Source organism: Synechococcus sp. CS-1333 (assembly GCF_025128015.1).
GTDB lineage: Bacteria > Cyanobacteriota > Cyanobacteriia > PCC-6307 > Cyanobiaceae > MW101C3.
This window is the reverse complement of the sequence record NZ_JAHLYO010000014.1, coordinates 381,896-405,253: the sequence shown is the minus strand read 5'-3', so window position 1 is coordinate 405,253 and position 23,358 is coordinate 381,896. Positions and strand designations below refer to the sequence as shown.

The following is a 23,358-nucleotide window of genomic DNA, read 5'->3' as shown; positions in this document are numbered from 1 at the left end:
CGGGAACTACTGGCTGGTGTTCGATTCCCCCTTCGGTCATGGGCCACCACCGCCAACTTGATGCCATTGCCGCTGTCGATCCCAACCTGATTGCTCTACCAGCGATCCATTTGATCGGTACCAATCGCGACGTAGGCCATGCCCAGCGCCGTTGCCAGCAACGCGCCATTTCGGCCTCCAGCATACGCATCGCCGTGGCTTACGGCGACCAGGACCATCACTACGGCATGCAGCGATGGACGCTCATGAGCCGGCAGTTACGTCGTTCCCCCTATGCCCGCTACGAGCGAGAGCTCAATGGTCTTCAGCTGGTGGGAAGTACAGCAGCTGAGGATGGTTCCGTCTTGCTCACGACCTGCAAGTGGAACTGGTCGCTCCGCAGGAGCTGAATCAGCCCACAGTCTGCCAAACAAGAGGGAGACAGGACAGGCAAGCGGGCTTCTCTCCCCTTCCTGGCACCCGACACCCCCCAGCTGATGCCCTCAGACCTAGCCATCACCATGACCAACGATCTCCCCTGCCTCTCCCCGCAATCTCTTGAAGTGTTGTCACGCTTAGGGCCTGAGGCTCCCCGCAAGCTCAACACCTATGCCTGTGCAATCGAGGACATGTTGCTTGAATCCCTTGAGCATCAGATGCGACAGGCAGCGAAACTGCGGGAGAACTCCCTCTGGATCAAAGAGGCTCAGACATGGATCAATGCTGCTGAACGGGAGCGGCAGGCCCTGCGCGCGTTGCTCACGGATCCCGATGAACTCCTCCGTTACGTGATCGGGTTCTTTGGCGCGGATGGTCCCTATCCCGGCCGGGTCGTTCTGACACGACTGGCCGAGATGCAGAGGAGCTGAGTCGATCCACCACCTCTCCTTTGCTGTAGGGATGCTGCATCAGACCAGTCATCCCGCAACAAAGAGAACTCGTCCCCACCCTCCGCTCCCATGACCCTTTCCTCCACCTCACTCACAAAAACCTGCCCCAGCGAAGCCCTTGAGCGCGCCCGCCAGAGCGTGCAGATGATCTGCGGGACCATCATCAGGCGACGCCAGTACCCCTCCCACACCCGTCTGCTGATCAGAATTGCTAATGGTGAGATCTACGACACCGCCTATTGGCCCGACAACGCCCTGGTACGTCAGCTGGATGGCTACGAGGAGAATGACATCATCCTCTGCCAGGTCTATTTCTACCCCCATCCCAACTACAGGTGCTGGAAGATCTGGGATCTGCTGGAGTTTGACGCCAGCTCGGCTCAAGCCTTGCATAATCACATGCTGACCATCGACGTCAGTGCCCGGAGGCTCCTTGCGGGTATGGAAGCGCTGCAACTGGAAAGCAGTCAGTGCCACGAACTGGATCGGGCCCTAGTGCACACCCGCCAGGTGCGCCAGCAGCAGATCAACCTGATGAACGTCTCCGGTGTTGCCCTCGGCGGGCTCGGCATCCTGCTGGCTCCCTTCACGTTCGGGGGTTCACTCTCCATGCTCCCGGGCTGTGCCGTGCTGCTGAGCGTTCGAAACGACGAGGCGGAAACGCCACAGGAAGTGCAGATGCGCCATCGCATCGGTGCCGTTACCCGACGTCGTGAGGATCTGCAGCGCTTAGCAATGCAAACGCTTCACAACGCTCACGCCATCGAGACCCTTGTGGACTCCGCCAAGCACCAACCCTGGAAGCGTGGCGCCCATGCCGACTACAGGATCTTCATGCCTCCCTCGCTTCGGACGGTGGCCGCTATCGCTCAACCGCTGGTTGGCACGGCACAAGGTAGGCCACGGATAATGATCTGAAGCCCGGGTATTCGTCGATTCTCAACTAAGGCGGCATCCGCCGATTGCAGCAGATACCAACAGCCATGCAAGAGCGTAGGAGGTGCACACAATTCATCAGCAAGACCTACCAGCAAGGTGGCCTGGGCGGGCTTCTCAGCTCCCAGTGGGTAGTCTCACTGCATTTTGGAGCGAACGCCAAGGGACTAACAAAGGCTATGGAATGACGTCTTCGGTGTTCTCCCAGTGCTTTACCTGGCTGGGGATTGTGCAAAGTCAAGCCGGTGAACTGATGGGGTTGGCGACCCCCCCCCGTGGCCACCTGCTCGCAGTGGCAAGCGTTGCGCAGGCGGCATGCCTCTTGGCGGCAGCGCTGCCCCTGCCACCGCCTCTACGTCTGTCCACCAGCGAGGGGTCCCTCGCCATTAAGCCAATCGCAGCGCTAGCTGGCCCCAGCGGCAGTGACTCATCCGCGTTCGTCCACGGCTGTCGTCGATCCGTTGCGACGGTGACCGTCCACCTGCGGTCGGTGTCTGAGGTGGGGTGCTTGCTTGGCCAAGATCACGTGTAGTCCTGGCCGGGGGTCCTCAAGGAATTGGGTCCTGGTGTGGGCGCCGGATCGATCAGCCCGCTTACAGCGCGTCGTTGTCACCTGGGGATCCAGCTGAGGTCGCGCCCTAGCTGGCCAGAACCAGATGACCTCTGATAGTACAGGTGTTCTCTGCGATGAAGTCGCCGTGGCTGCTTCCCCACCCCGCTCCCGCGGCACCCGGAGGGCGCCCAGCTCAGCGGCAGACGATGGCGGCTACGAGCATTGGCCTTACCTCGATGAGGAGGTGCTGGTGGCCAGCCGCAGCCACACGGTTTGCCTCACCTGCCACTTCTTCCGGCATTACGCGGGGGTGAGCTGCATCCCCCTGCTCACCTGCCAGCTGCACCAGGGCCTGCTGACCCAAGGGGAGCACCTCACCTGCCGGTGCCAGGGTTGGACCGAGGACATGACGCGCCAGCGGGGCTGGTGCCAGGAGGTGGCATGAGCAGCCGGCGTGCGGTGGTGGGTGTGATGGGTGCTGGAGAGGGCGCTTCCGCTGAGGCGGTGGTCCTGGCCGAGGAGCTGGGGGAGTGCATCAGCACCAGGGGATGGGTGCTGCTCACCGGTGGCCGCCCGGCGGGGGTGATGGCGGCGGCCAGCCGCGGCGCAGTGCGGGTGGAGGGGCACTTGGTGGTGGGGGTGTTGCCCGATGAAGGGAAGGGTGACGACCGGCAATGCACGGCGGAGCTGGATCTGGCCCTGTTCACCGGCATGGGCAAGGCCCGCAACGTGATCAACGTGCTCAGCGCCGATGTGGTGGTGATCTGCGGGGGCGGAGGCCCCGGCACAGCCTCAGAAGCCGCCCATGCGCTCAATGCGGGCAGGCCGTTGATCCTGCTGGCGGTGCCGCCGCTGTGGCGTGAGTTCTTCTGCTCGCTCGGCAAGGGGGTAGAGAGCGCGAGCGATGTGCAGGAGTGCTGCCGGTTGATCGAGGCCAGACTTACAGGGGCATGAGTCGGCCATCACCTCGTGTCCCCCTGACGCCAAAGGAGGGCTGGCTGAGCGACGGCCGTCAGGTGCTGCGCTTTCGCCCGACCCGCTGGGAGCGCCAGGTGCAGCGGCTGGAGATCACCAGCGGCGAGTTGCTTCCCGATCAGGAGATCCCGTTGCTGAAATCACGCAGGTGCTACCGGACGGTGGCCATACGCGTTGCATCCGCTTGCATCTCCAACCAACGCAGGCGCCGGGCCAGCAACAGCAGCCCAAGCACAGTGGTCACGGCAACCGTCAGCACCAGGGAGGAGAACTGGGCCTTCCTGATCACCCCCGCCCCCAGGGCGGTGGAGGCGAACACCAACCCCGGTAGCCCCCGGGGAATCAGGCCGAACACCACCACCCAGCGATCCACCCCTGCGGCCCGGTCCCCCCGGCCGATACCCAGGGCACAGATCAAATTGCAGGCGATCCCCAGGACGATTAGCAGGGAGGCCATGCTCCAGGCGGTGGACTGCAGCAGGGTGCCGGCATCAATCCGCATGCCGACACTGAGGGAATAAAGCGGCAGGAACACTTCGGAGAGCAGCCCCAGCACCCTGAGCAGCTCCTGTCCCTTGAGGCTGCCCTCCTCCATCGGTGCCAGGCGGGTGAACAGGGTGCCGCCGAGGAGGGTCCCCAGAAGACTGGTGAGCCCAAAGAATTCCCCCAGCCAGCTGCAACCGATCAGCAGCAGCATCACCTCCAGGCGGCCGGGCTCCAGGGCGCCATGGCGGCGAACCCACCAACCGGCGAGGGGAAAGCTTGCTGCAGCCATCAGAACCCCCACCAACAAACCGCCGCCCGATCCCGCCGGTCCCGCCGCAGGCCGCCAGCGCGTTCTGCAGCGCTTCTGAGAGGGCGACAAAGCTCTCCCCGCCGTGGATCACCTCCACATGGCACCAGCCCGAGAAAGGCACGCAGAAATGAAAGAGCCGGTACTCCACCGCCTCGCCGGCCACGGTGATGGGTTCGCCCTTGAGCAGGGTGAAATGTGAGATGCCCAGCACCCCGGCGCGGTGGTCCTGCAGGAACAGCACCTCCTGGGCCGCACCCTGCAGCGCCCGCCATTGCTCCACCCGCCGCTGAAGGGTGCGTTTGCGGCGTTACCACTCCTGGCCAGGGAAGCTTTGCTCGAGATGGAGCAGCAGGGTCTGAGGTTCAAGCTGCGGCAGCTGCTCAAGTATCGGCACCAACACGCTCTCCCATACGGCGGCGAGTGGATCAGCTCGGGTGCGCCAACTCCGGCCGCGCTGCGGCTGGTTCTGGGGCTGATGGTCTCCTCGATCGATGCGCTGGGCGCTACGCACCGAGATACCGGCTCCATGAGCGTCGATCTGCTGGCTGAGGCCCTGGGCCCGTTTGGCCATGTACCGCTCCTTGATCCGCAACGACAAAGGGGCGGGCATGACAACGCTCAAGACTGGAATCGGAGCCCTGTTGTCGCGTCTTAAGACCCGCCTATGTAATTGCGCAGTCCCGCCAATCTAATCGTCACCGGACAATGTAGCGCTGCCCGGTGGCGGAGGATGCCTCGGTGAGGCGCTGGCTCTCCCAGTGGAACTCCAGCGGGGAGATCGCGTCATCCTTGTAGCGGGTGGCTTCATCGAAGCCAAAGGCTTCTGCGTAGCAGTGGGCTGCGGACACCTCGGCGCGGAGGGCTGAGGCAGCAAAGAGCCGGACGAGGGTCTCGGGCTGGGGAACGTGCTAGAGGCCGAGGCCCCTCAGCTGGGCCATCAGTCTTAATGTGGAGGCAACTGAGCAGAGACGGCCTCCGATGGCATCCCGGCGGCTGAAAGTAGTGGTAGAGCGCCATGCGGATGGTTATGTGGCTTATCCCCTCGGGATCACAGGTGTGGCTGTTGGACAAGGCGATAGCTATGAAGCTGCACTTGCAGATGTGCGTTCTGCCCTTGCGTTTCATGGCGAGACGTTCGGGCTTGATTCCATCACCCAGGAGGATCCTGCTGAGGAGGTGTTTCTGGCCGAAACCGTTCTGGCTGGTTAATGCCGAAGTTTCCGGTGGGTGCGCCCCGGCAGCGGGTCTTGAAAGCGTTTCAGCGTCTTGGGTTTGAGTTGGCAATCGCTAATCTAAGTTTCCATGTGCCCAGAGTGCAGCTTGAGTACGATCGTTTAGGCCTAACTCGCTTAGAATCCGACTGACGTAATTTCTGACAGTTCCTTCGGTGATATGCAAGGTTGTAGCTATTTCACGGTTTGTCTTTCCCTGCCCGAGTAGCTTGAGAACCAGTAACTCTCGCTCGCTGAAGGCTAAGTTGGCTGGGGTAGCACGAACAGGTTGTTGAATCTGGGCAAAGACTTTGGGTGCAATCGTTGGCCCAAGCTGGCTGTGTCCTTTATGTATTGTTCTGATAGCGTCAGCCACCTGCCCAGAGGGAGTATTCTTGATTAGGTATCCAGTTGCTCCTGCTTTTAACGATTCCCAAACATAATCATCCTGGTCAAAGGTTGTCAGCACCAGGATACGTATCCACGGGTAGCTGCGGAGAATTTCTCGCGTTGCCGTGACTCCGTCACAGTTGGGCATGCGAATATCCATCAGAATCACATCCGGCTGAATCGTACCGGTTAGGTCGATAGCCACTCTCCCATCCGCTGCCTGTCCGACTACATCGATGTCTGACTCTAGCGACAACAACGCGGATAAACCTTCTCGAAAGAAGGATTGATCATCAACGACGAGCACTCGAATCATAGGGAATAACGATTTTGATCTGCGTTCCTGGTTCGGAACCTGTACTGATCTTAAGGGTTCCACCCAGGAGTTCTACCCGTTCCTGCATTCCTGGTAAGCCGCAACCTGATAACGGCTGCTCCAAGTCAAATCCTTGACCATCGTCTTGCAGCGTAACAACGATCGTGTCTGAGACAACCATTCCTTGCAGCGTCACCTGAGTCGCCTTCGCGTGCTTCTGCACATTAATCAAGCCTTCTTTCAAAATGCAGTAAAGATGATAGCTCGACTGCAGCGAGAGGGCGGGCCATTTTAAACTGACTTGAATGGAAATCCCCTGTTGGCGCATCTGTGCAACTCGTTCCTGCAGCGCGTCGCTAGGATTAAAGTAGGACTGCTGTCGCATGGTTTGAACAATATGCCGCACATCTTGCAAGCACTGACTTGCCAACAAGGCGGCATTGTCTACCGAGAGAAAGGACTTGGCTAAATCGCGATCGCGCAGTTTCTGAGCGACTTCCAGTTGCACTCCCAAGGATGTGAGGGAGTGTCCCAGGGAATCATGAATATCACGTGCAATTCGCAGCCGTTCTAGTTTGGCACTCAACACTTCCACTTCTTGCGACAATTCTTCTGCCTGTTGGCGACTTTCGCGTTCTGCAACAATCACAAAGCCTAGGAGCACGACAAAAATGCTTGCACTGGCATAGATCAGCAAAGCGTGCAGGAGGGTCATAGAAAGACTGGACTGCACAGTTACACCGTCAAACTCTGGGATTCGCTGTTGCCGCAGATAAGGATATAGCGAACCAATACTAGCCAGCCAGACGGTTGCAGCAACTAGATTGGTTAAAACGACTTCGCGGCGAGGCAATAAGAAACAAGCCTTGATAAGCAGCAGATATAGAATAAAGCTGAGTTCAACTCCAGACGCAATCGCAATGCCCGCTAATCCCATCTCAAGGGCAATGTAAGCACGACGTTGCCAAAGCGGGCGATCGAGCGGCAAGACGAAACTGAGACAGAAAAAGAGAATACAAAACGCTATACATTTGACAATTAGCTCAAGCGTGGAGACTTCGATAAGCGCATAGATCAAGACAGTCATTAGTAATAGGAGCCACTCGCCGACGCGCAACGTCCAGCGAAGTGATTGAGAGGAGCTCACGTCTAGAATCATCAAATAGAGTAAGAATGTTGCTCCATTATAGCCTGTGTGATCATCCGTTAATCGTGCTATGACACCTGTCAGGCTTAGACATGACAAGTGTCATCCATTTCAATGATAGCTGTGGGTATCTAAAGAGCTGTGGGTGAGTTTAGATGGTTTGTAGATCAGCCGTTGAACCACCCATGCAGCAAGAGCAACAAGATCCTCAAACTGAAGTTCACCATCTAGGAAAGCCCAGCGATTGTGTACTTGCCATGGCATTGGCAATCACCTTCATGGGATTTCAACTGCCAGAAATCGTTCAAACACTGTCAGGTTTGGAAGTCAACAAGTTTCTGACTCCGGTCTGTTCCAATCGCACTGGCTAGCCTAGGTTTGACAGATTTTCTCTGGTTGATAATCAGATCCTTCTTCCCATTCGTGACTAAGGCTCTTGTGCAACCTTCTGAGATATAGCAGTATCAGCTTCAACTCTAGTGATTGATCAATCACCTCAAACTTGATGATTGATTCGCCATCCAAAACTTAGTCATCTCGGACCACCCGCTTCCGTTTATGCAAACTACCATGAGTGTAAAGTCATTGTCGAAACTGCCCAATCGTTGGGTGCTTTTCATGATCATTGGTTCAACTGTCATTACAGCGGGTATTTCTTACAAAGGCATTTCATATCTTACGGCTGAACAGTCACCAGAGAATAATCAGACTACCCACATCATTGAGTCTGTGGTGGCACTGGGTCGGCTGGAACCTGAAAATGAAGTTATAAAGATGTCAGTTCCAGCCACCCTCAGCAACGATCGCGTTGCCCAACTCCTAGTCAAACGAGGCGATCGCGTTCAGGTTAACCAAGTGATTGCGATACTAGACAGCCGGGATCGGTTGCAAGGTGCGCTCTTTGAAGCGGAGCAACACGTCACCGTTGCCTTGGCGGAACTTGCTCAAGTCAGAGCGGGAGCAAAGTCAGGCGAAATCAACGCCCAGCAAGCAGAGATCACACGTTTGCAAGCAGAATTAGCCGGAGAAACTTGGCGGCAACAAGCAACCTTAGCAAGTTTAGAGGCTGAGGTAAATTATGCCCGCTCCGAGTACAAACGCTTTCAATCGCTCTATCAAGAAGGAGCCCTCTCTGCATCTCAGTTTGACCAGAAAAGATTGGCTTTCCAAAAAGCACAAGCACAGTTAAGTGAGGGCAAAGCAAACCAAAGCCGGACGGGTAGAACGCTACGGGCACAAATTGAGTCCGCCAGGGCAAACCTGGATCAAATTGTTGAAGTACGTCCAGTGGATCTGCACATAGCACAAGCAAAAGTGGATCAGGCCATCGCTGTGGCTCAACGATCGAAAGCGGATTTGAGACAGGCAGAAGTGCGATCGCCCCAAGCAGGACAGATTCTAGAAATCTATGCCAAGCCGGGAGAAGTTGTGGGTGATAAAGGCATTGCAGATCTGGGGCAAACCCGCCAGATGCAAGTGATTGCCGAAGTGTATCAAACTGACATCGGCAAGATTCGGATGGGTCAACAGGTAGTGATTACAGGTGAACCTTTCTCTGGAGAACTGCAAGGCACAGTCAATGAAATCGGACTACAAGTGAGCCAGCAGGAGACCTTCAATAATCAACCGGGAGAAAACCTAGATCAACGGGCGGTTAAAGTCACAATTCGGTTGAATGCAGCAGACAGCGATCGCGTTGCAGGCTTAACGAACTTGCAAGTACAGGTTGCCATTCGACTATAGTTCGTTCATATTCTTTATGACAATTCTGAAGTTGCTAACGGATTGTATCTCAGTCAAATTACCATCAAAATACATGTCAAAAGCATCTTTAACAAACTCAGGTTTGATTATTGCGTTTAAGCGGTTGTTGTGCTCGCCATCATGGTTTGGCCTAAAGCGTGGAAAGAAGTCACCTATGTTTCGTCACCTATTTCGAAAAACACCCCTAGCATGGTTTCAGCTAAAACGGGAGAAAACTCGTCTTGCGGTGGCTTTAGCGGGAATTGCATTCGCTGATATTTTGATGTTTTTTCAACTGGGATTGCTCGATGCGCTATTTGAGTCTGTCGTAATACCCTACACCTCGCTGCAAGGGGATCTATTTCTGATTAACCCGTTGTTTGAAAGTCTGAATGTGGTCAGAAGCTTTCCTAGACAGCAGCTCTATCAGGCAGCAGGAGCTAAAGAGGTTGAATCGATTAACTACCTATATGTGGGGCAGGGCGAGTGGCGGAATGCTCAAACCCGAACGAATCAGCCCACCATGGTCTTTGCAATTAATCCTCATAACTCGGCGATCACTCTGCCAGATGTCCAAGCACACCAAAATGAACTTAAACTGCTGAATCGGATTCTCTACGATCGCGCTGGTGCAAAAGGGTTTTATGGCAATGTAGTAAAAGAACTTCAGCAGTTCAGCTCAGTGCCGATTCAATTTAACAACTTCCAAGTCAAGGTAGTTGGAACGTTTGTCATGGGAGCATCATTCTCTGCCAATGGCAATGCCATTACCAGTCATTCAACTTTCCTACGTCTCTTCCCAGATCGTAAGCCCGATGAAATTGATATTGGGACCATTCAGTTGAAACCAGACACTGATGTTAAGCAAGTTCAAGCTGCGATGCAATCAGAGTTTAAGAACGTGTTAGTCCTGACTCGTGATGAGTTTATTCAACATGAGAAGAAATACTGGGAAACCAACAGTCCTATCGGGATCTTGTTCGGATTTGGCGCAATCATTGGGTTTGTCGTCGGCACCATTATCGTCTATCAAATCCTCTATTCTGACGTATCAGACCATTTGCCAGAATATGCCACGCTGAAGGCAATGGGTTACAGCGACGGTTACTTGGTTGGAGTACTCATCCAGGAAGCGCTGATTATGGCCATCTTGGGATTCATTCCAGGAATTGTCATATCGACTGGGCTGTACTCCATTGTCGCCACTGCAACTTATCTTCCGATTGGTATGACAGTCAGCCGAGCGACGCTTGTGTTGTCCTTGACGATTGTGATGTGTACCGCTTCAGGAGGAATAGCCATGCGTAAGCTACAGTCTGCTGATCCTGCTGATATTTTCTAATTCTTAACTGGTGTAATCAGATGTCATCCTTGCCTGCTTATCTTGTTGCGATCGCGGCACTAGACAGCCTAAACCCCACTACTACAGCAGTTCAAATTTATCTGCTCAGTACTCCTAAGCCAATTCCTCGCTCAACATCATTTATAGCGGGAGTGTTTATCACTTATTGGACAGCAGGAGTGGCAGTGGCATTTGGAGCAAGTCGAATCACAATCAATGCACTAAGTCTGCCACCTTCACTGTTGTACACGTTGCAGATGATCATTGGCATCGTTCTACTTGTAGTGGGTTTGAACCTTAACAAGTTTACTGGTGATTCCCAAGAAGTTAGACGCCCTGCTCAGTTAACGACCGCTAAAACCTTTCTATTTGGTAGCGCTGCAACGCTTTGGGACTTCCCGACAGCATTGCCTTATCTGGCAGCTATCGAGGGAATAGAGCGATCACAGTTAGACCTTTGGTCCACAGTCAGTATTCTGGCAATCTACAACACTATCTTCGTTCTACCGTTGATCGCACTATTAGGACTCTACATTTACCTAGGCGAACGTAGCACCGATCTAATGTATAGACTTAACCGTTCGATTCAGAAGTGGGGACCCAGGATATTGCGACTTCTGCTAGTTGGATTAGGCATTCTCTTGGTCGCAGACTGCATACTTTTACCTTAGGTCGTCCAATGAGTCGATCGCTTATCCACATTCACAGACAAGTACAATGACTCAAACTCGGAATTCAGATCAATTTCACTCAACTGAAGCAGAAGCAGTTATTTCTGTCCGGAAGCTTAATCACTATTTTGGAAGTGGTGAGCTCCGCAAACAAGCTTTGTTTGACATAAACCTAGATGTTTACGCAGGCGAGATTATTATCATGACTGGGCCCTCTGGCTCAGGTAAAACTACCCTTCTAACGCTCATGGGTGGATTGCGATCGGCACAAGAAGGCAGCCTCAGGATTCTCGGTCAAGAACTACACGATGCAAGCAAGCATCACTTGACACAACTTCGTCGCAATATTGGCTATATCTTTCAGGCACATAATCTATTGACCTTTCTTACTGCAAAACAAAATGTGCGAATGTCCCTGGAATTACATGAGGAAATGTTTGATCGCGACGTTGATGGCACGAGTGTTGCCATGCTAGAAGCAGTAGGGCTAAAGCAGCGGGTAGACTATTTTGCCGATAGCTTGTCGGGCGGGCAAAAACAGCGCGTCGCGATCGCCCGTGCCTTGGTTAGTCAACCCAAGATCGTTTTAGCCGATGAACCGACAGCAGCACTTGATAAAAAGTCAGGACGCGATGCTGTAGAGATTATGCAAAAACTAGCTAAAGAACAGGGCTGCACCATCTTAATGGTCACACACGACAACCGCATATTGGACATCGCCGATCGCATTGTCTATATGGAAGATGGCCGTTTGGCATCCAATCCGGAGAATGTGATCTCGGAGTAAGTGTCTAACCGGCCAAAGCTTGTATTAGTTGATGTAGCCAATTCGGACAGTTTAATCCCTTCAGGCAATCTTCAATGAACTCATGGTCTCGGTCTCGTGCCTATCGTTCAATTGCTTTTGACAAGAACAATACGACTCAGCTCAGTATCTTTCATTTCCTACGTTATATCTCGGACTAGTTAGTAATCGCGCCCCGATTCTCCACCGCCACAGCACCAGCCTTGCTGTAAACGAAGCCGAAGTCGGTCGTGGTGTCTAGTCCCGGCAAGCGGTACACAAGTGCTGCGGATGCCGCAGGGGAAGTTGTTTCATGCGCTTGGGAAGGCGAGGATGGCGGTGGAGCTTGTGGAGCCTGAGGCGGGGACGAGCCTGGAATAACGAAGAGAACTGTGCTAGATGGGTCCGCATAAGACCCCAGCTCTCTAGGTTGTAACTAGTAGGCCCCAGTTTTCGCAGTCGATCAAAGTTGATTACTGTGCCTTGCGCGAGGTTTTATGCTGAGCGGAGCAGTAGACTCGATTTGGTCATCAGGTTCGCCCAAATAGCGTTAGGCAACTCAGACTCAGATGCGTCATCAGCGTTCAAGAATTCGGCGATGCATTCGGACCTCCCGGCTTGATATTGGTTTTGAGGATTCTGGAACCTTGGAATCGACTCCGGTGGTGCTGCTTCATGGATTTCCAGATGACCTTCGAACTTGGGATGTTGTCTCCAAGCAGCTAGTGTCAATGGGTTATCGAACGATTGCTCCCTATCTACGCGGCTTCGGCGAAACGCACTTTCTGGATTCCCACCATTCACGCAGCGGACAGACCGGCTCATTGGCGTCGGATCTTATCGATCTTGTTGACGCACTTGGTCTGACGCAATTTGTCCTCGTCGGTCACGACATCGGAGCATCAGCCGCATTAGTTGCAACCCCGTTATTGTCTGACCGTGTCCGCGCGCTTGTTCTCCTTAGCCCAGACCTCTATGACGCACCCGGGTTGCCTCCTCGACAACTCCAGCAAGCTCAAGCCTATTGGTATCAGTGGTATTTTTGCACTGCCGCAGGCCGCGCCACGCTTGCTGCTGATCGACGAGCATTCTGTCGGTGGTTGTGGCACTCCTGGTCACCGGGTTGGGGCTTCACCGATGAGGAATTTGACCTGACTGCCAACTCATTTGACAATCCCGACTTCATTGAGGTGGTCATGCACTTTTATCGACATTCCTCCGGGGAGGTAAAAGGCCATGCACCTGACGACGAAATTGAGAGGAGGGCTGCTTTGGCTTCCTCGGTGTTCTGTCCTACGACAATCCTGCATGGTGCGGAAGATTTCTGCACACTTCCCTCGGCTTCCAGAGGGCGGGAGGCATATTTTACCGGGCCTTATGAGCGCCAAGTGCTAACGGGCGTGGGGCATTTCCTTCCGCGCGAAGCACCGGGGCAAGTTGCACTTGCAGTTGATAATCTCATCGAAATAGCCTTCTCCTAACCATGCGCTGCAACGAACGCTCCGAAGCTGTCACAGGCTGTTCTTTCGTACGGCCCCAGCGCTATCCTCTTCGCGTCGCTGAGCTTGGGGTCGTTAGGCATCACAAGAGCGGTTTTCAGGTGGTCGCTATGGCAAAGCCGAAAGTCTATGAGGGGAGTTGGTTACGCGGGTACTTCCGCTTTATAGCCACCGGCACAGCACTCAACCCACCAAGTTCATTGTTCCGCAGCGAAATGAATTGAGGCTGTTTTGCTCCTAAACCTTTTCACTGCCTCCTGATGAGCTTCCTGAATTAAAGGGAAAATCTCCCGAAACTTATCTCGGCCAGGTGAAAGGATTTGCACCCAGGAAATCCAGGCGTAAATTGGATGCGGCATAAGCTCATTCAATTCTGTATAATCGTACTCCGTTGCCACAACACCACCTTTTACGGGGCGTGTTGGCTTTCCACCAAACATGCGAGCATAGTTTTCTGGGTTAAGTCCAATAGCAAGTCTAAACACATCTTCTCGATCGAGACTAGTAGATTTATCGTTGTCACCATTGTGCTGCTTGATTGTGCAGAAGTAAACACCATTGGGCAACATGTAGCCAGGATTGTAAAAGAGGGACGTTTAGCCCCAACTGGCTTTTGGGACTACTCCTGAGAGACCACTGCAGATGAACTGAATAATCTCTTGTGGTGACATAGGTTCTCCTAACTGCTAGCGCTATCTGGCTGGCACTACCAATCAACCACTAAATGCTTAATCTTTGACTGAGCTTCTTCCAACCCCCTTTTGTGAGCGTCCTCTCCCATGTCTAAGCCACTGGCATGAATAAACTGAATGTCAGACACTCCCATAAATTGAAAAATATTACGCAAAGCTGGCTCTTGAGCATCATATCCCTCATAGGGTGAACCGCAACCAAATTCAGTGCCTCGTGATGTAATGAACAAAACTTTCTTCCCGCTGACTAGCCCCTTGCCTTGACCATCCTCAAACGTAAATGTTCTACCTACACGCACAATCTGATCAATGTAGGCTTTGAAACTTGAGGGCACGCTGAAGTTATACATCGGCACACTGAACAGACATCGATCGGCACCCAAAAACTCGTCAACTAACTCGTCAGATAACTTGAGCAGCTCTCGCAGCTCTGGGCTAAGTGATTCTGGTGGCGTAAAGTCAGCTTCAATCCAACTTTCAGTAATGTGAGGAATCGGAGTTTGGCGCAAGTCACGATACGTTATCATTGCGCCTGGGTGGAGCTCCTGCCATGCTGCCATGAATTTCCTAGCGAGCTGACGAGATCTTGAGCGCTCACCACGAGGACTCGCATCGAGATGCAGAATACTTTTCATAAGGGGCAATCAGAAAATGAATCAGGACCTCTCGACAGTAAAACGGGTGGATACTAAAGTAAAGTAGGAACCAAATGGTAACTACTCAACACCGAATGCAACACATACCATGACTGAAACCCATGGCTGTCCATTGGAGACAATTCTGAAAAAACTATCAGGACGGTGGACTCTTTACATCCTCTGGTTACTTGATTCCAATGGATCACAGCGATTTGGTGAACTCAGGCGAAAAGTAGAAGGTATCTCAACCAAAGTGCTGACGGAAAGGTTAAGGCTGTTGGAATCTCTTGATTTGGTTCATCGTCAACACGAAACCACTATTCCACCACAAGTGACTTACACGCTCACCGAATGCGGCAAAGAATTCTCGGGAACACTCGATCATCTCTATGAACTGGCTGTGAGATGGTATGGCGCTAACCCAAAAGCTGTTGTATGACCAAAACTTAAGCTTCAACAGATGATTTCTAGACAGATCTACTAGCTGTAACCGAAGCTAGCTAACAAGATGCTGAGGTCGGCATTGGCCAGGAGGTGAGCACCGAAAGCGGCTGCTGGCGAACCCTCCGTCATTCGCAAGGCTAAACTTGTTTTGGTTCCCAGCCCCCAGAGGCTACCCGCACCTTCTGCAACTGGACACGGTGGCCTGAGTGGCTACCTTCCACTCAGTCGCTGGACTCCTCACATGCCCCTGACCGGATCAGACCTGCTGTCCAAAGTCAAAGAACTTGGTGACGCCTCCAAGTCCGACCTGGTGCGGGCCGCCGGTTATGTGAGCACCAAGAAGGACGGCAGCGAGCGGCTGAACTTCACCGCCTTCTATGAGGCGCTGCTGGAAGCCAAAGGCGTCAGCCTCGGAGAGGGTGGTGGCAACGGCAAAGGGAAGGCTGGTCGCAGCTTGAGCTACGTCGCCACGGTTCAGGGCAACGGCAACCTGCTGGTGGGCAAGGCCTACACCGCGTTTCTGGATCTCAAGCCTGGCGATGAGTTCGAAATCAAGCTGGGTCGCAAGCAGATCCGTCTGGTGCCTGTAGGTGGGGCCGACGAGGAGGAGTGAGGGGCGCGTCCATCTCGGTTACGGGTGGCGTCAAGGCCTCCGTCGCTGTTTGCGGGAGCCACAACTCTCCCTAGCGTTGATCGCCCGGGAATAGGGGTGCAGTGCACGAAAACCAGCTCGTCGAGGACTGCCTGCACCGCTACGGCGGAGCACTGCTGTTCATGGCACCGGAGTGGAGCGAAGCCCAGCGAGCGGTGCACTGCCAGATCGTGGATGTCTTTGCGCTGCAGGTGGTGACGGGTTTCACACGTGATCCGCAAGGGAAGTTGCTACTGGAAGCCCATCCCTCTGTTGCGGCTGGCCGTAGCTGGTCGCTGGCCAAGGCCGCTCAGCTGGTGCGTCTTGACGCCAGACCCGAGCGGTGGGTGGTGCTGCAGCGGAACAACAGAGCGTGGGGGATGTTCTGGGCAGGTGGTGGACTGCATCGCTGCCGGCAGGAATTGCTGGAGACCTCGCAATCGACAGCACTGAGCTCCGCGCTCGTCCCAGTGACGCCGGAAGCGCTGCTGCGGCTGGTCCTCAATCTGGACGCCGGAGACACGGCAGCCGCCGTAACGGTCCTCCATGCCGATGCATCTCCTGCAGCGGTGGGAGGTTCCGGGGTCCTCAAGGCCGTTCTATGGACGTCCCTGGCCTGGCTGATCGTGCTGGCTCTGACCGCTGCCGGCTTCCTGGGAGTGCTGCGCGAGCAGGACCGCAAGCTGGAACTGCTGCTTGAACGGCTGCCACCCCCGGCCTCCGATCGCTGATGACCACCCAGCCCCATCTCCATAGCCCGCTCTATGTCGATGCCCTGCGCTGGGCCGCCCAGCTGCACAGCCGCCAGCGTCGCAAGGGCAAGCCCGTGCCCTACATCTCCCACCTGATCGCCGTGAGTGGTCTGGTCTGGGAGGACGAGGGCACGGAAGATCAGGCGATCGCCGGACTGCTGCACGACTCGATCGAGGATGCAGGCCAGAGCCACGCCTCGATCGCCGAACGCTTTGGGGAAAAGGTGGCCGGCATCGTGGTGGACTGCACCGACACCGCCGAGGGCCTGACCGGCGCAGGCAAAGAACCTTGGCTGGTGCGCAAGACCCGCTATGTGACCTCGCTGGAGCACAAGAGCGAGACCTCGCTGCTGGTGACAGCTGCTGACAAGGCCCACAACGCCCGCGATCAGGTGCTCGATGGCCGCCGCGACCCCGCCAGCTGGGATCGATTCAAGGCGGGGCTCGATGGCACTGCCTGGTACCTGCTGCGGATCCACCAGACCCTCAGCCACCGGCTGCCCGGCAGCCGCTCCAATGAGCTGCTCGGGGAGGCCGTGAAGGAGATCCTCGCCAGTGAGGCCTACCGGCAGATCGTGCCCCGCGGGATTGCCCCGGCGGTGTGGGCGGCGGGGTATCTGGAGCGACCCGAGACGCACCGGAGCAGATCAGTCCATGACGGCTGAGCCCCCCACCTCCGCGCCACGGTTGATCGATGGCCCTGACGCCGCACCGGCCACCGTCTTGCTGGCCCATGGGGCGGGCGCACCAACGGACTGCCCGTTCATGGCGGATGACCCCGACGGACTGCTGACTAGCTCTGGCGAGCGGCAGGCAATGACATCCCAGACTGGGGCGAGTGCGAGAGAAGTCGCTGATGTCGAACAATCGCCATTTGTTCCATCGTCCATGCCCAATCGAAGTCGAGAATGACGAGCCGCTAGTGATAGTTTGCCACCCGGTTGTTAATTCCTGCAGCTGAGCGAGCCGCTGTTTGGGGATGCGCCTGCTGACCTTTCCGGGCGCCTTCTCCTTTGTGTTCTCGGCATCAGCAGCATCGCCCCATTGCTGCAACCGCCCCCGCCGCCGCAGATGCCGGATCAGCACCAGGCCCTGGTCGGCTGAGCAGATCGTCGATGGCTGTCAGCTCTCGGAATCATCCACTGGAGGCGGAAGCTGCCGCTCCACCAGAAGAAACACCAACCAGGCCAAAGAGGCACTGATACCAGCGTTCCAGTCGTTGCGCAGGAGCTCCACGACCGCGATCGTGCTGGCGCCAATGCGAAGCCCCCGGAGCAGAAAGCGACCCAGTTTCTCAGGTTTGAACGGCATGGGGAGGGGGTGGGGAATCAGTTCGGGGCCAGTCAGGCCGGTGGAGGTAGCTTCGCGATCGCCTGGTGCTACAACAGCTTTAAGCCCACCAGCAGGTCTTGGCTGAGCGAGGCGGAGAACTCGGCCACGGCGGTGGCGTTGGGTGATTAGTTCATGCGGGAGTTGCTAAGAGGCTGAGCCCAGCCATCCGGAGGGAGTTCCTGTCGGGGTATGAGGAGCAGGTGGCGCCACCCAACGAAAGGGTCTACGACTCCGCCGGAAGGTTCTCGTAGTAGACCCCACCCACATTGAACTTGGGGGTGGTGGTGACGTACTCCGTCGTCAGTGTGCTGGGGTCGAACTCGATCACGGTGCGTACCTTGTCGAGCCATTGGACCCGGTAGGCCTTGGACACTGTGAGGGTGGCGATCCAGTAGTCGTTCACCGTGTCATTCAGCTCGAATGGCTCCCCTCCAGGGTGCATCTCATTGGGCTTGACCATCCCCTTTTCCAGAACTCGCTGAGGGTCAACGGCCCATACCCTGTGCGCTCAGCCAGGATGCTTTCAGAGACGCGGAAATGGCCGTCAGGGTTGAAGCGCAGAGGGTCGCCATTGGTGCAGGTCAGGACTTGCCCAGCAGAACCTTTTCTAGAACCGCAATCACGCGATCTTCCAGCTGGTCGATGCGGCGGAGCAGCCGCGTCTCCAACTGGGCAAGGGCCTCCTCGCTTACGCCGCCGCGGCCAGCTTCCGGTCGCGCCAGCGCGCGGGCCGGTGCGGGCCAGGCGCCGCTCTCAAACACGGTGCTCAGGTGCTCCCAGGTTTTTTTCTTGGTGGGAGCTGGGCCCAGGACGGTCTCCAGGTGAGCATGGGCGGCCGCGGCCGAACCGAAGCGGGCCTTGAGTGCCGCTTGGGTGCACTGTTCCTGCGGCAGCAGCGATTGGGGTGACCCCTGCAAGGCCGCGGCCTCATTCGACCCGTTCGACCCCGCAGGAGCGACCTCCTCCACCAGCTGCCGGATCGCAGCGTTCTGCTCACCCACGGTGCGGAACAGCTCGGCATCGCCCTTGGCCATGCGCGCCATCAGCTCGCCGAAGCGATCACTGAGCTCCCCCATCAGCCCTCGCTCCCCCCGCGCAGCAGCCGGCGCATGCGCTCGATCAGCCGGGTGATGCTGAAGATGCTCCAGTAGCCGGCCTCCTCCTTAGCGGCATCCAGTTCCTGCAAGATCCCATCGAGCGCCTGCTGTTTATCCTCAAAGGCCTCCAGCTCGCGGTGCATGTCCTGGGCGATGCGCAGGGCCTCGGCCTTTTCCTGGCCCAGCGTCATCAAGCGGCCCTCGTAACCACGCAGGGTCTCCAGGAACCGTTCCCGCGCAACCGTGAGCTCCCTGGAGCGGCGTTGGAGCTGGGACCTCGATCGGGTGAGCGAGGCATGGCTGTTGCGCATCGCCTGGTAGTGGTGCTCGATCTGCTCTCGGCTGAGGGCCGTTAGATCTGCAGGGAAATCCCGGGTGGAGCGGATGCCCTTGCACTCCAGTGCTGCCGAATTGGAGTTGGAGGGCGCCAGGTTTGCCTCAGAAACCGGGGCGATCAGTTCCAACTCCCCTTGCTCAGTGCCTGCCATTCGATCGAAGCTGCGACCTCCAGCAGAGCATTAGAGGGCGGAGGAAGGCCAGCACAGGCGCTGGGCTGGTCATGAATCGACTCACATTTCGCTAACCGAGATGCCAGTTCTCTTCGGCCGCGGCCTATAGGAAAACGGCGCAGATCGCCTTTGCCGCCTAGCTTCCTGTGATGCAAGGGCCAGCTGGATCTCAATGACGCAGATTCCCAGCCTCGGCCTGCTGGAAACCGTGGATCTCAGGCAGGCCTGGGCCCATGAGGCCCAGAGCTTCACCCCCTGGCTGGCCGAGAACCTGAACCGCCTCTCGGCTGCCCTGGGGATCCCCCTGGAGCTGGAGGGGCAGGAGGTGAGCGTGGGCTCCTTCTCAGCGGATCTGCTGGCCCGCAACCCCCAGGACGGATCCCTGGTGCTGATTGAGAACCAGCTGGAGCAGACCGACCACAACCACCTCGGCCAGATCCTCACCTACCTGGCCGGCCTACAGGCCCAGGTGATCGTCTGGATTGCCAGCGACTTCCGCGATCCCCACCTCTCGGCCATCCACTGGCTGAACGATCACACCGTCGATCCCTTCGCGTTCTTCGCGGTGCAGGTCAAGGCCGTGCGGATCGGCGATTCACCGATCGCCCCCCTGTTCGAGGTGGTGGCCAAGCCCAACGGCTGGGACCGGAAGCTCCAACAGCAGGTGGCCTCCCAGACGGGTGAGCTCTCAACCCTCGGCCAGTTCCGCTTGGCCTTCTGGAGCAAGCTGCTGGAGCTCTACCCCGACCAATCCCAGTGGGGTCCGGCGGATGCTGCCAGCTCCCGTTGGCAGCCGCTGAAGAACAGCAGCCTGGTGGTGGTGACCTACATCTCCGTGTACCGCTGCGGCATTTTCGTGCGGGGCAAGCGCGGCCAACCGTTGGAGGAGTCCAAGGCCTTGCTCCTCTTCCATCAAGAAGCCTTGGAGAAACGCCTGGGGGTCCCCATCTCCGACAGCGAGGGCTACGGGCTGACCCAATCGCTGGATGCCGACGCCCGTGACCCCACCACCTGGCCCAAGCTGGCGGCCTGGCTGGACAGCCGGCTGCAGGCCTATGTGGAGGCCCTTGAAGTGATCGTGACCGAATCTCTGGGAACTCAGCCATGAGCGCCGCCGTCCTCGCCCCAGGGGCCCGCATCGAATGCCGGAGCGCCGAGTGGATGGTGCGCAGCCTGGGCCGCAGCTCCGATGGCCAGCAGGTGGTGGATGTGGTGGGGGTGTCGGCCTTCCTGCGGGAGAAGGAGGCCCGCTTCATCGTGGAGGTGGAGCAGGCGGCCGGCAGCTTCAAGGTGCTGCAGCCAGAAGACACCGAGCTGGTGGCTGATCCCTCACCCCAGTACCGCGACAGCCTGCTGTTCCTCGAGGCCCATCTGCGCCGCACGGTGCCAACGGATGCCTCCCTGGTGGTGGGTCATCTGGCGGCGATGGACGTGATGGACTTCCAGCTGCAGCCCGCCGCCAAGGCCCTAGCGATGCCGCGGCAACGGCTGCTGATCGCCGATGCGGTAGGCCTCGGCAAGACGCTGGAGTGCGGCATCCTTTGCAGCGAGTTGATCCGCCGGGGCCGGGGCAAGCGGATCCTGGTGGTCACCACCAAATCCATGCTGGTGCAGTTTCAGAAGGAGTTCTGGACCCGCTTCTCGATCCCGTTGGTGCGGCTGGATTCCGAGACCATCCAGAAGGTGCGCGCCAAGGTTTCCACCAGTCAGAACGTCTTTCACTACTACGACAAAACCATCGTCTCGATCGACACACTCAAGAACGACCGGGAGTATCGCTACTACCTTGAAAACGCGAGCTGGGACATCATCGTGATCGATGAGTGCCAGAACGTGGCCGAACGGGCCAAGGGTGCCCAGAAGAGCCAGCGGGCAAGGCTCGCCAACCGTTTGGCCACCCGCTCCGACACGCTGATCCTGCTCTCGGCCACCCCTCATGACGGCAAGGCGGAAAGCTTCGCCAGCTTGATGAACATGCTCGATGCCACGGCCATCGCCAACCCGAGCCACTACACCAAGGACGACATCAAGGATCTCTACCTGCGGCGCTTCCGCAAGGACGTGATCGCCGACCTGCGCAAGACCGTCAAGGAGCGGGAGAGCAGGGATGTGGTGTGCCAGGCGAGCGAGAGGGAAGAGCAGGTGTTTGCCCTGCTGGCAGATCTGAAGCTGCCCGACACCGATGCCAAGGCCAAGGCGGGGCAGCTGTTCCGCACCACCCTGGCCAAGAGCATGCTCTCGAGCCCGATGGCGGCGCTCGAAACCGTGAGCAACCGCCTCAAGCGCCTGCGGGCCGGAGCCACGCCAGCCCCGGCAGATATCGCGGCCCTTGAGCCCCTGGAACCCCTGCTGGTGGCAATCGGCGCCGAAGACTTCTCCAAGTACCAGCGGTTGCTGCAGCTGATCCGCTCTGACTGGAGCTGGCAGGGCAAGGACCCGAAGGACCGGCTGGTGATCTTCACAGGGCGGCGTGAAAGTCAGCGCTTCCTGGTGGAACACCTGCCCCAGGACCTTGCCCTTCCCAAGGGCGCTGTTGTTCAGCTGGATGGCGCCATGGCCGATGTTGAGCAGACGAAGGTGGTGGAGCAGTTCGCCCAGGAGAAGGAGGCAGTGCGGATCCTGGTGGCCACTGAAGTGGCCTCAGAAGGTCTCAACCTTCACTACCTGAGCCATCGACTCGTGCACTTCGATATCCCCTGGTCGCTGATGACGCTTCAGCAGCGCAACGGCCGGATCGATCGCTATGGCCAGCCGCAGCAACCCCAGATCCGCTACCTGCTCACGGCTTCCCGGAACGAGGGCATGGGCGACACCGAGAAGATCCTGCGGGTGCTGATCAAGAAAGACGCGCAGGCCCAACAGAACATCGGCGATCCCTCGGTGTTCCTGCGGGTGTTCGATCCGGCAGCGGAGGAAACAGAGATCGAGAAAGCGGTGGAAGCCGGTGACGCCTCAGGCCTGGAAGCGCGGATGGATGCCAACGCAGAGCGCTATTCGAAGCAAGCCAGCGACGATGGCCTGTTCAACTTTGATGATCTGTACGGCGTTGATGACGGCGACACCACCGATGGCAATGTCATCCCCGATGAGCCGGGCCCTGCAGTCCAGTGCAGCCGAGCCTTCAGCCTGTTCCCGACCCTCTGGAGCTATGTAGAGCGCTCTCTGGAGGCGGTGAGCGAGCAGATGGAGCGCCGCAGCGAAAAGCTCGAACTCAAGCCCTACCCCGCCGAAGAGCGCCTTGAGCTCAGCCCACCGAAGGACCTGCAACGCCGCTACGACCGCTACCCCCGCGAGCTGCAGCCTCCCAGCGGCCAGCGCCTGGCGCTCAGCACTGATCCGTTGGCGCTGCAGCGCGCCCTGGAGCAGGCACGGCGGCAGGACAGCGCCCGGCCGGAACTGGAATACCTCTGGGATCTGCACCCACTGGTGGACTGGCTGGCTGACCGCGGCTTGATCACCTTTGCCCGCCACCAGGCGCCGGTGCTGCAACTCAGCGAAGAGCTCCCTCCGGGCGAGGTGGTGATTGTGCTGCAGGGCACGATCCCCAACCAGCGCGGTGTGCCGGTGGTGCAGGAGTGGGTGGCCGTGCGCTTTACGGGCAGCGGCCTGCGGGTCGCAGCGGTGGAGCCGTTCGAAGATGTGGCTGAACGGCTACAGCTGGGTCGCCGCAGCTACGCGAACCCGGGAGTAGCCATCGCCGATTCCATCAAGCAGCAACGCAAGGTGGCCGTCGATGCGGCTCACAACTACCTCTTGGAGTGCCGTGAGCGCTGGAAACAGCGCATGCAGCCGGAGTTGGAGGCCCAGCGGCAGCGCCTGGGGCGATTGCGCCGCCGGCAGGTGGAACAGCTGGAGCTGGCCTACGCCGCCGACCAGCGGCCCAGGCAGATCAAGGACAAAAAGCGCACCGCCGACCAAAAGGCCATCGAGGAGCGCTTCAAGGATCACGAGCGCTTCGTAGAGGAAGTGATGACCATCGAGCCCGCTCCCTACCTGAAGCTGGTGGCCGTTCTTCACCGGGAGGCCTGATC

At 57.3% G+C, this 23,358-nt stretch carries 29 protein-coding genes and 1 pseudogene; 19 read left to right on the top strand and 11 right to left on the bottom strand.

Features of this window, described 5'->3' with window-relative positions:
- Positions 1 to 38: 38 nt before the first annotated feature.
- The 5 genes from KQ303_RS06480 to KQ303_RS06460 all read left to right on the top strand — a co-directional run bounded on the left by KQ303_RS06480 (position 39) and on the right by KQ303_RS06460 (position 3,312).
- Entirely contained in the window at positions 39 to 389 is a 351-nt protein-coding gene (locus KQ303_RS06480) for a hypothetical protein (RefSeq protein ID WP_259729641.1), read from the top strand.
- 111 nt (positions 390 to 500) lie between these two features.
- Complete coding sequence (locus tag KQ303_RS06475) at positions 501 to 848, top strand: hypothetical protein (protein WP_259729640.1); 348 nt, start codon at positions 501 to 503, stop codon at positions 846 to 848.
- A gap of 90 nt (positions 849 to 938) precedes the next feature.
- Entirely contained in the window at positions 939 to 1,787 is an 849-nt protein-coding gene (locus tag KQ303_RS06470) for a hypothetical protein (protein WP_259729639.1), read from the top strand.
- A 716-nt stretch (positions 1,788 to 2,503) separates the two neighbouring features.
- Positions 2,504 to 2,803 carry a galactose oxidase gene (locus KQ303_RS06465; RefSeq protein WP_259729638.1) on the top strand — a complete coding sequence of 100 codons (300 nt, stop codon included), beginning with the start codon at positions 2,504 to 2,506 and terminating at the stop codon, positions 2,801 to 2,803.
- Positions 2,800 to 3,312 (top strand): hypothetical protein, encoded by a 513-nt coding sequence (locus tag KQ303_RS06460; protein WP_259729637.1) that lies wholly within the window; start codon positions 2,800 to 2,802, stop codon positions 3,310 to 3,312. Before KQ303_RS06465 ends, KQ303_RS06460 begins: the two co-directional genes overlap by 4 nt.
- 172 nt (positions 3,313 to 3,484) lie before the next feature.
- Here KQ303_RS06460 and KQ303_RS06450 read toward each other — a convergent pair whose 3' ends face one another.
- From KQ303_RS06450 to KQ303_RS06440, 3 genes are all read right to left on the bottom strand, one after another.
- Entirely contained in the window at positions 3,485 to 4,120 is a 636-nt protein-coding gene (locus tag KQ303_RS06450; protein ID WP_259729697.1) for a cation:proton antiporter, read from the bottom strand.
- A gap of 316 nt (positions 4,121 to 4,436) precedes the next feature.
- Positions 4,437 to 4,739 carry a hypothetical protein gene (locus tag KQ303_RS06445; protein ID WP_259729636.1) on the bottom strand — a complete coding sequence of 101 codons (303 nt, stop codon included), beginning with the start codon at positions 4,737 to 4,739 and terminating at the stop codon, positions 4,437 to 4,439.
- A gap of 85 nt (positions 4,740 to 4,824) precedes the next feature.
- Positions 4,825 to 4,977 (bottom strand): hypothetical protein, encoded by a 153-nt coding sequence (locus KQ303_RS06440; protein WP_259729635.1) that lies wholly within the window; start codon positions 4,975 to 4,977, stop codon positions 4,825 to 4,827.
- Between the two features lie 130 nt (positions 4,978 to 5,107).
- Between KQ303_RS06440 and KQ303_RS06435 the strand changes: the two genes are divergently transcribed.
- Complete coding sequence (locus tag KQ303_RS06435; protein WP_259729634.1) at positions 5,108 to 5,338, top strand: hypothetical protein; 231 nt, start codon at positions 5,108 to 5,110, stop codon at positions 5,336 to 5,338.
- Positions 5,339 to 5,416: 78 nt separating this feature from the next.
- On the opposite strand, the gene KQ303_RS06430 is transcribed toward KQ303_RS06435, so the two are convergent.
- Positions 5,417 to 6,046 carry a response regulator transcription factor gene (locus KQ303_RS06430; RefSeq protein WP_259729633.1) on the bottom strand — a complete coding sequence of 210 codons (630 nt, stop codon included), beginning with the start codon at positions 6,044 to 6,046 and terminating at the stop codon, positions 5,417 to 5,419.
- Entirely contained in the window at positions 6,024 to 7,193 is a 1,170-nt protein-coding gene (locus KQ303_RS06425) for a sensor histidine kinase (protein WP_259729632.1), read from the bottom strand. Before KQ303_RS06425 ends, KQ303_RS06430 begins: the two co-directional genes overlap by 23 nt.
- Positions 7,194 to 7,378: 185 nt before the next feature.
- On the opposite strand from KQ303_RS06425, the gene KQ303_RS06420 reads away from it, so the two are divergent.
- The 7 genes from KQ303_RS06420 to KQ303_RS06400 all read left to right on the top strand — a co-directional run bounded on the left by KQ303_RS06420 (position 7,379) and on the right by KQ303_RS06400 (position 13,214).
- Positions 7,379 to 7,564: a hypothetical protein gene (locus KQ303_RS06420; protein WP_259729631.1), complete on the top strand. Its 186-nt coding sequence runs from the start codon at positions 7,379 to 7,381 to the stop codon at positions 7,562 to 7,564.
- A gap of 214 nt (positions 7,565 to 7,778) precedes the next feature.
- Positions 7,779 to 8,936, top strand: coding sequence for an ABC exporter membrane fusion protein (locus KQ303_RS06415; RefSeq protein ID WP_259729630.1), 1,158 nt, complete (start codon positions 7,779 to 7,781; stop codon positions 8,934 to 8,936).
- Positions 8,937 to 8,978: 42 nt separating this feature from the next.
- On the top strand, positions 8,979 to 9,056 hold the full coding sequence (locus KQ303_RS14760) for a hypothetical protein (RefSeq protein ID WP_399233117.1): 78 nt from the start codon (positions 8,979 to 8,981) through the stop codon (positions 9,054 to 9,056).
- A 55-nt stretch (positions 9,057 to 9,111) separates the two neighbouring features.
- Complete coding sequence (gene devC, locus KQ303_RS06410) at positions 9,112 to 10,278, top strand: ABC transporter permease DevC (protein ID WP_399233114.1); 1,167 nt, start codon at positions 9,112 to 9,114, stop codon at positions 10,276 to 10,278.
- Positions 10,279 to 10,298: 20 nt separating this feature from the next.
- Positions 10,299 to 10,949 carry a GAP family protein gene (locus KQ303_RS14755; RefSeq protein ID WP_399233066.1) on the top strand — a complete coding sequence of 217 codons (651 nt, stop codon included), beginning with the start codon at positions 10,299 to 10,301 and terminating at the stop codon, positions 10,947 to 10,949.
- A 46-nt stretch (positions 10,950 to 10,995) separates the two neighbouring features.
- Positions 10,996 to 11,736 (top strand): DevA family ABC transporter ATP-binding protein, encoded by a 741-nt coding sequence (locus tag KQ303_RS06405; RefSeq protein WP_259729628.1) that lies wholly within the window; start codon positions 10,996 to 10,998, stop codon positions 11,734 to 11,736.
- A 644-nt stretch (positions 11,737 to 12,380) separates the two neighbouring features.
- Positions 12,381 to 13,214, top strand: a complete 834-nt coding sequence (locus tag KQ303_RS06400) for an alpha/beta fold hydrolase (protein WP_259729627.1) — start codon at positions 12,381 to 12,383, stop codon at positions 13,212 to 13,214.
- A 215-nt stretch (positions 13,215 to 13,429) separates the two neighbouring features.
- Here the strand turns inward: KQ303_RS06400 and KQ303_RS06395 are convergent.
- Positions 13,430 to 13,813, bottom strand: a pseudogene (locus tag KQ303_RS06395) (DUF6194 family protein); the annotation flags it as partial.
- A gap of 125 nt (positions 13,814 to 13,938) precedes the next feature.
- Positions 13,939 to 14,559, bottom strand: a complete 621-nt coding sequence (locus KQ303_RS06390; RefSeq protein WP_259729626.1) for an FMN-dependent NADH-azoreductase — start codon at positions 14,557 to 14,559, stop codon at positions 13,939 to 13,941.
- 109 nt (positions 14,560 to 14,668) lie between these two features.
- On the opposite strand from KQ303_RS06390, the gene KQ303_RS06385 reads away from it, so the two are divergent.
- The 4 genes from KQ303_RS06385 to KQ303_RS06370 all read left to right on the top strand — a co-directional run bounded on the left by KQ303_RS06385 (position 14,669) and on the right by KQ303_RS06370 (position 17,054).
- Complete coding sequence (locus KQ303_RS06385; RefSeq protein WP_259729625.1) at positions 14,669 to 15,001, top strand: helix-turn-helix domain-containing protein; 333 nt, start codon at positions 14,669 to 14,671, stop codon at positions 14,999 to 15,001.
- 246 nt (positions 15,002 to 15,247) lie between these two features.
- Positions 15,248 to 15,619 (top strand): AbrB family transcriptional regulator, encoded by a 372-nt coding sequence (locus KQ303_RS06380; RefSeq protein WP_259729624.1) that lies wholly within the window; start codon positions 15,248 to 15,250, stop codon positions 15,617 to 15,619.
- A gap of 101 nt (positions 15,620 to 15,720) precedes the next feature.
- On the top strand, positions 15,721 to 16,368 hold the full coding sequence (locus tag KQ303_RS06375) for a hypothetical protein (protein WP_259729623.1): 648 nt from the start codon (positions 15,721 to 15,723) through the stop codon (positions 16,366 to 16,368).
- Complete coding sequence (locus KQ303_RS06370; protein WP_259729622.1) at positions 16,368 to 17,054, top strand: HD domain-containing protein; 687 nt, start codon at positions 16,368 to 16,370, stop codon at positions 17,052 to 17,054. The genes KQ303_RS06375 and KQ303_RS06370 overlap by 1 nt, the downstream gene beginning before the upstream one ends.
- Positions 17,055 to 17,511: 457 nt before the next feature.
- Here the strand turns inward: KQ303_RS06370 and KQ303_RS06365 are convergent, their stop codons facing one another.
- The 4 genes from KQ303_RS06365 to KQ303_RS06350 all read right to left on the bottom strand — a co-directional run bounded on the left by KQ303_RS06365 (position 17,512) and on the right by KQ303_RS06350 (position 19,282).
- A complete protein-coding gene (locus KQ303_RS06365; protein ID WP_259729621.1) occupies positions 17,512 to 17,700 on the bottom strand; it encodes a hypothetical protein in 189 nt (62 codons plus the stop codon).
- Positions 17,701 to 17,944: 244 nt separating this feature from the next.
- Positions 17,945 to 18,181, bottom strand: coding sequence for a hypothetical protein (locus KQ303_RS06360; RefSeq protein ID WP_259729620.1), 237 nt, complete (start codon positions 18,179 to 18,181; stop codon positions 17,945 to 17,947).
- A 121-nt stretch (positions 18,182 to 18,302) separates the two neighbouring features.
- Positions 18,303 to 18,755 (bottom strand): hypothetical protein, encoded by a 453-nt coding sequence (locus tag KQ303_RS06355; RefSeq protein WP_259729619.1) that lies wholly within the window; start codon positions 18,753 to 18,755, stop codon positions 18,303 to 18,305.
- A gap of 41 nt (positions 18,756 to 18,796) precedes the next feature.
- Complete coding sequence (locus tag KQ303_RS06350) at positions 18,797 to 19,282, bottom strand: hypothetical protein (protein WP_259729618.1); 486 nt, start codon at positions 19,280 to 19,282, stop codon at positions 18,797 to 18,799.
- Positions 19,283 to 19,499: 217 nt separating this feature from the next.
- Here KQ303_RS06350 and KQ303_RS06345 point away from each other — a divergent pair, with 217 nt between their 5' ends.
- A complete protein-coding gene (locus KQ303_RS06345; protein ID WP_259729617.1) occupies positions 19,500 to 20,435 on the top strand; it encodes a hypothetical protein in 936 nt (311 codons plus the stop codon).
- Positions 20,432 to 23,356 (top strand): DEAD/DEAH box helicase, encoded by a 2,925-nt coding sequence (locus tag KQ303_RS06340; protein WP_259729616.1) that lies wholly within the window; start codon positions 20,432 to 20,434, stop codon positions 23,354 to 23,356. The genes KQ303_RS06345 and KQ303_RS06340 overlap by 4 nt, the downstream gene beginning before the upstream one ends.
- The last annotated feature ends 2 nt before the right edge of the window (positions 23,357 to 23,358 follow it).

What these genes read in the sequence shown, in the direction of transcription:
- KQ303_RS06480 (WP_259729641.1), top strand. Translation starts at nt 39, where the DNA reads ATGGGCCACCACCGCCAACTTGATGCCATTGCCGCTGTCGATCCCAAC.
- KQ303_RS06475 (WP_259729640.1), top strand. Translation starts at nt 501, where the DNA reads ATGACCAACGATCTCCCCTGCCTCTCCCCGCAATCTCTTGAAGTGTTG.
- KQ303_RS06470 (WP_259729639.1), top strand. Translation starts at nt 939, where the DNA reads ATGACCCTTTCCTCCACCTCACTCACAAAAACCTGCCCCAGCGAAGCC.
- KQ303_RS06460 (WP_259729637.1), top strand. Translation starts at nt 2,800, where the DNA reads ATGAGCAGCCGGCGTGCGGTGGTGGGTGTGATGGGTGCTGGAGAGGGC.
- KQ303_RS06445 (WP_259729636.1), bottom strand. Translation starts at nt 4,739, where the DNA reads ATGCCCGCCCCTTTGTCGTTGCGGATCAAGGAGCGGTACATGGCCAAA.
- KQ303_RS06435 (WP_259729634.1), top strand. Translation starts at nt 5,108, where the DNA reads ATGGCATCCCGGCGGCTGAAAGTAGTGGTAGAGCGCCATGCGGATGGT.
- KQ303_RS06430 (WP_259729633.1), bottom strand. Translation starts at nt 6,046, where the DNA reads ATGATTCGAGTGCTCGTCGTTGATGATCAATCCTTCTTTCGAGAAGGT.
- KQ303_RS06420 (WP_259729631.1), top strand. Translation starts at nt 7,379, where the DNA reads ATGCAGCAAGAGCAACAAGATCCTCAAACTGAAGTTCACCATCTAGGA.
- devC (WP_399233114.1), top strand. Translation starts at nt 9,112, where the DNA reads ATGTTTCGTCACCTATTTCGAAAAACACCCCTAGCATGGTTTCAGCTA.
- KQ303_RS14755 (WP_399233066.1), top strand. Translation starts at nt 10,299, where the DNA reads ATGTCATCCTTGCCTGCTTATCTTGTTGCGATCGCGGCACTAGACAGC.
- KQ303_RS06405 (WP_259729628.1), top strand. Translation starts at nt 10,996, where the DNA reads ATGACTCAAACTCGGAATTCAGATCAATTTCACTCAACTGAAGCAGAA.
- KQ303_RS06390 (WP_259729626.1), bottom strand. Translation starts at nt 14,559, where the DNA reads ATGAAAAGTATTCTGCATCTCGATGCGAGTCCTCGTGGTGAGCGCTCA.
- KQ303_RS06385 (WP_259729625.1), top strand. Translation starts at nt 14,669, where the DNA reads ATGACTGAAACCCATGGCTGTCCATTGGAGACAATTCTGAAAAAACTA.
- KQ303_RS06380 (WP_259729624.1), top strand. Translation starts at nt 15,248, where the DNA reads ATGCCCCTGACCGGATCAGACCTGCTGTCCAAAGTCAAAGAACTTGGT.
- KQ303_RS06370 (WP_259729622.1), top strand. Translation starts at nt 16,368, where the DNA reads ATGACCACCCAGCCCCATCTCCATAGCCCGCTCTATGTCGATGCCCTG.
- KQ303_RS06365 (WP_259729621.1), bottom strand. Translation starts at nt 17,700, where the DNA reads ATGCCGTTCAAACCTGAGAAACTGGGTCGCTTTCTGCTCCGGGGGCTT.
- KQ303_RS06360 (WP_259729620.1), bottom strand. Translation starts at nt 18,181, where the DNA reads ATGGTCAAGCCCAATGAGATGCACCCTGGAGGGGAGCCATTCGAGCTG.
- KQ303_RS06355 (WP_259729619.1), bottom strand. Translation starts at nt 18,755, where the DNA reads ATGGCCAAGGGCGATGCCGAGCTGTTCCGCACCGTGGGTGAGCAGAAC.
- KQ303_RS06345 (WP_259729617.1), top strand. Translation starts at nt 19,500, where the DNA reads ATGACGCAGATTCCCAGCCTCGGCCTGCTGGAAACCGTGGATCTCAGG.
- KQ303_RS06340 (WP_259729616.1), top strand. Translation starts at nt 20,432, where the DNA reads ATGAGCGCCGCCGTCCTCGCCCCAGGGGCCCGCATCGAATGCCGGAGC.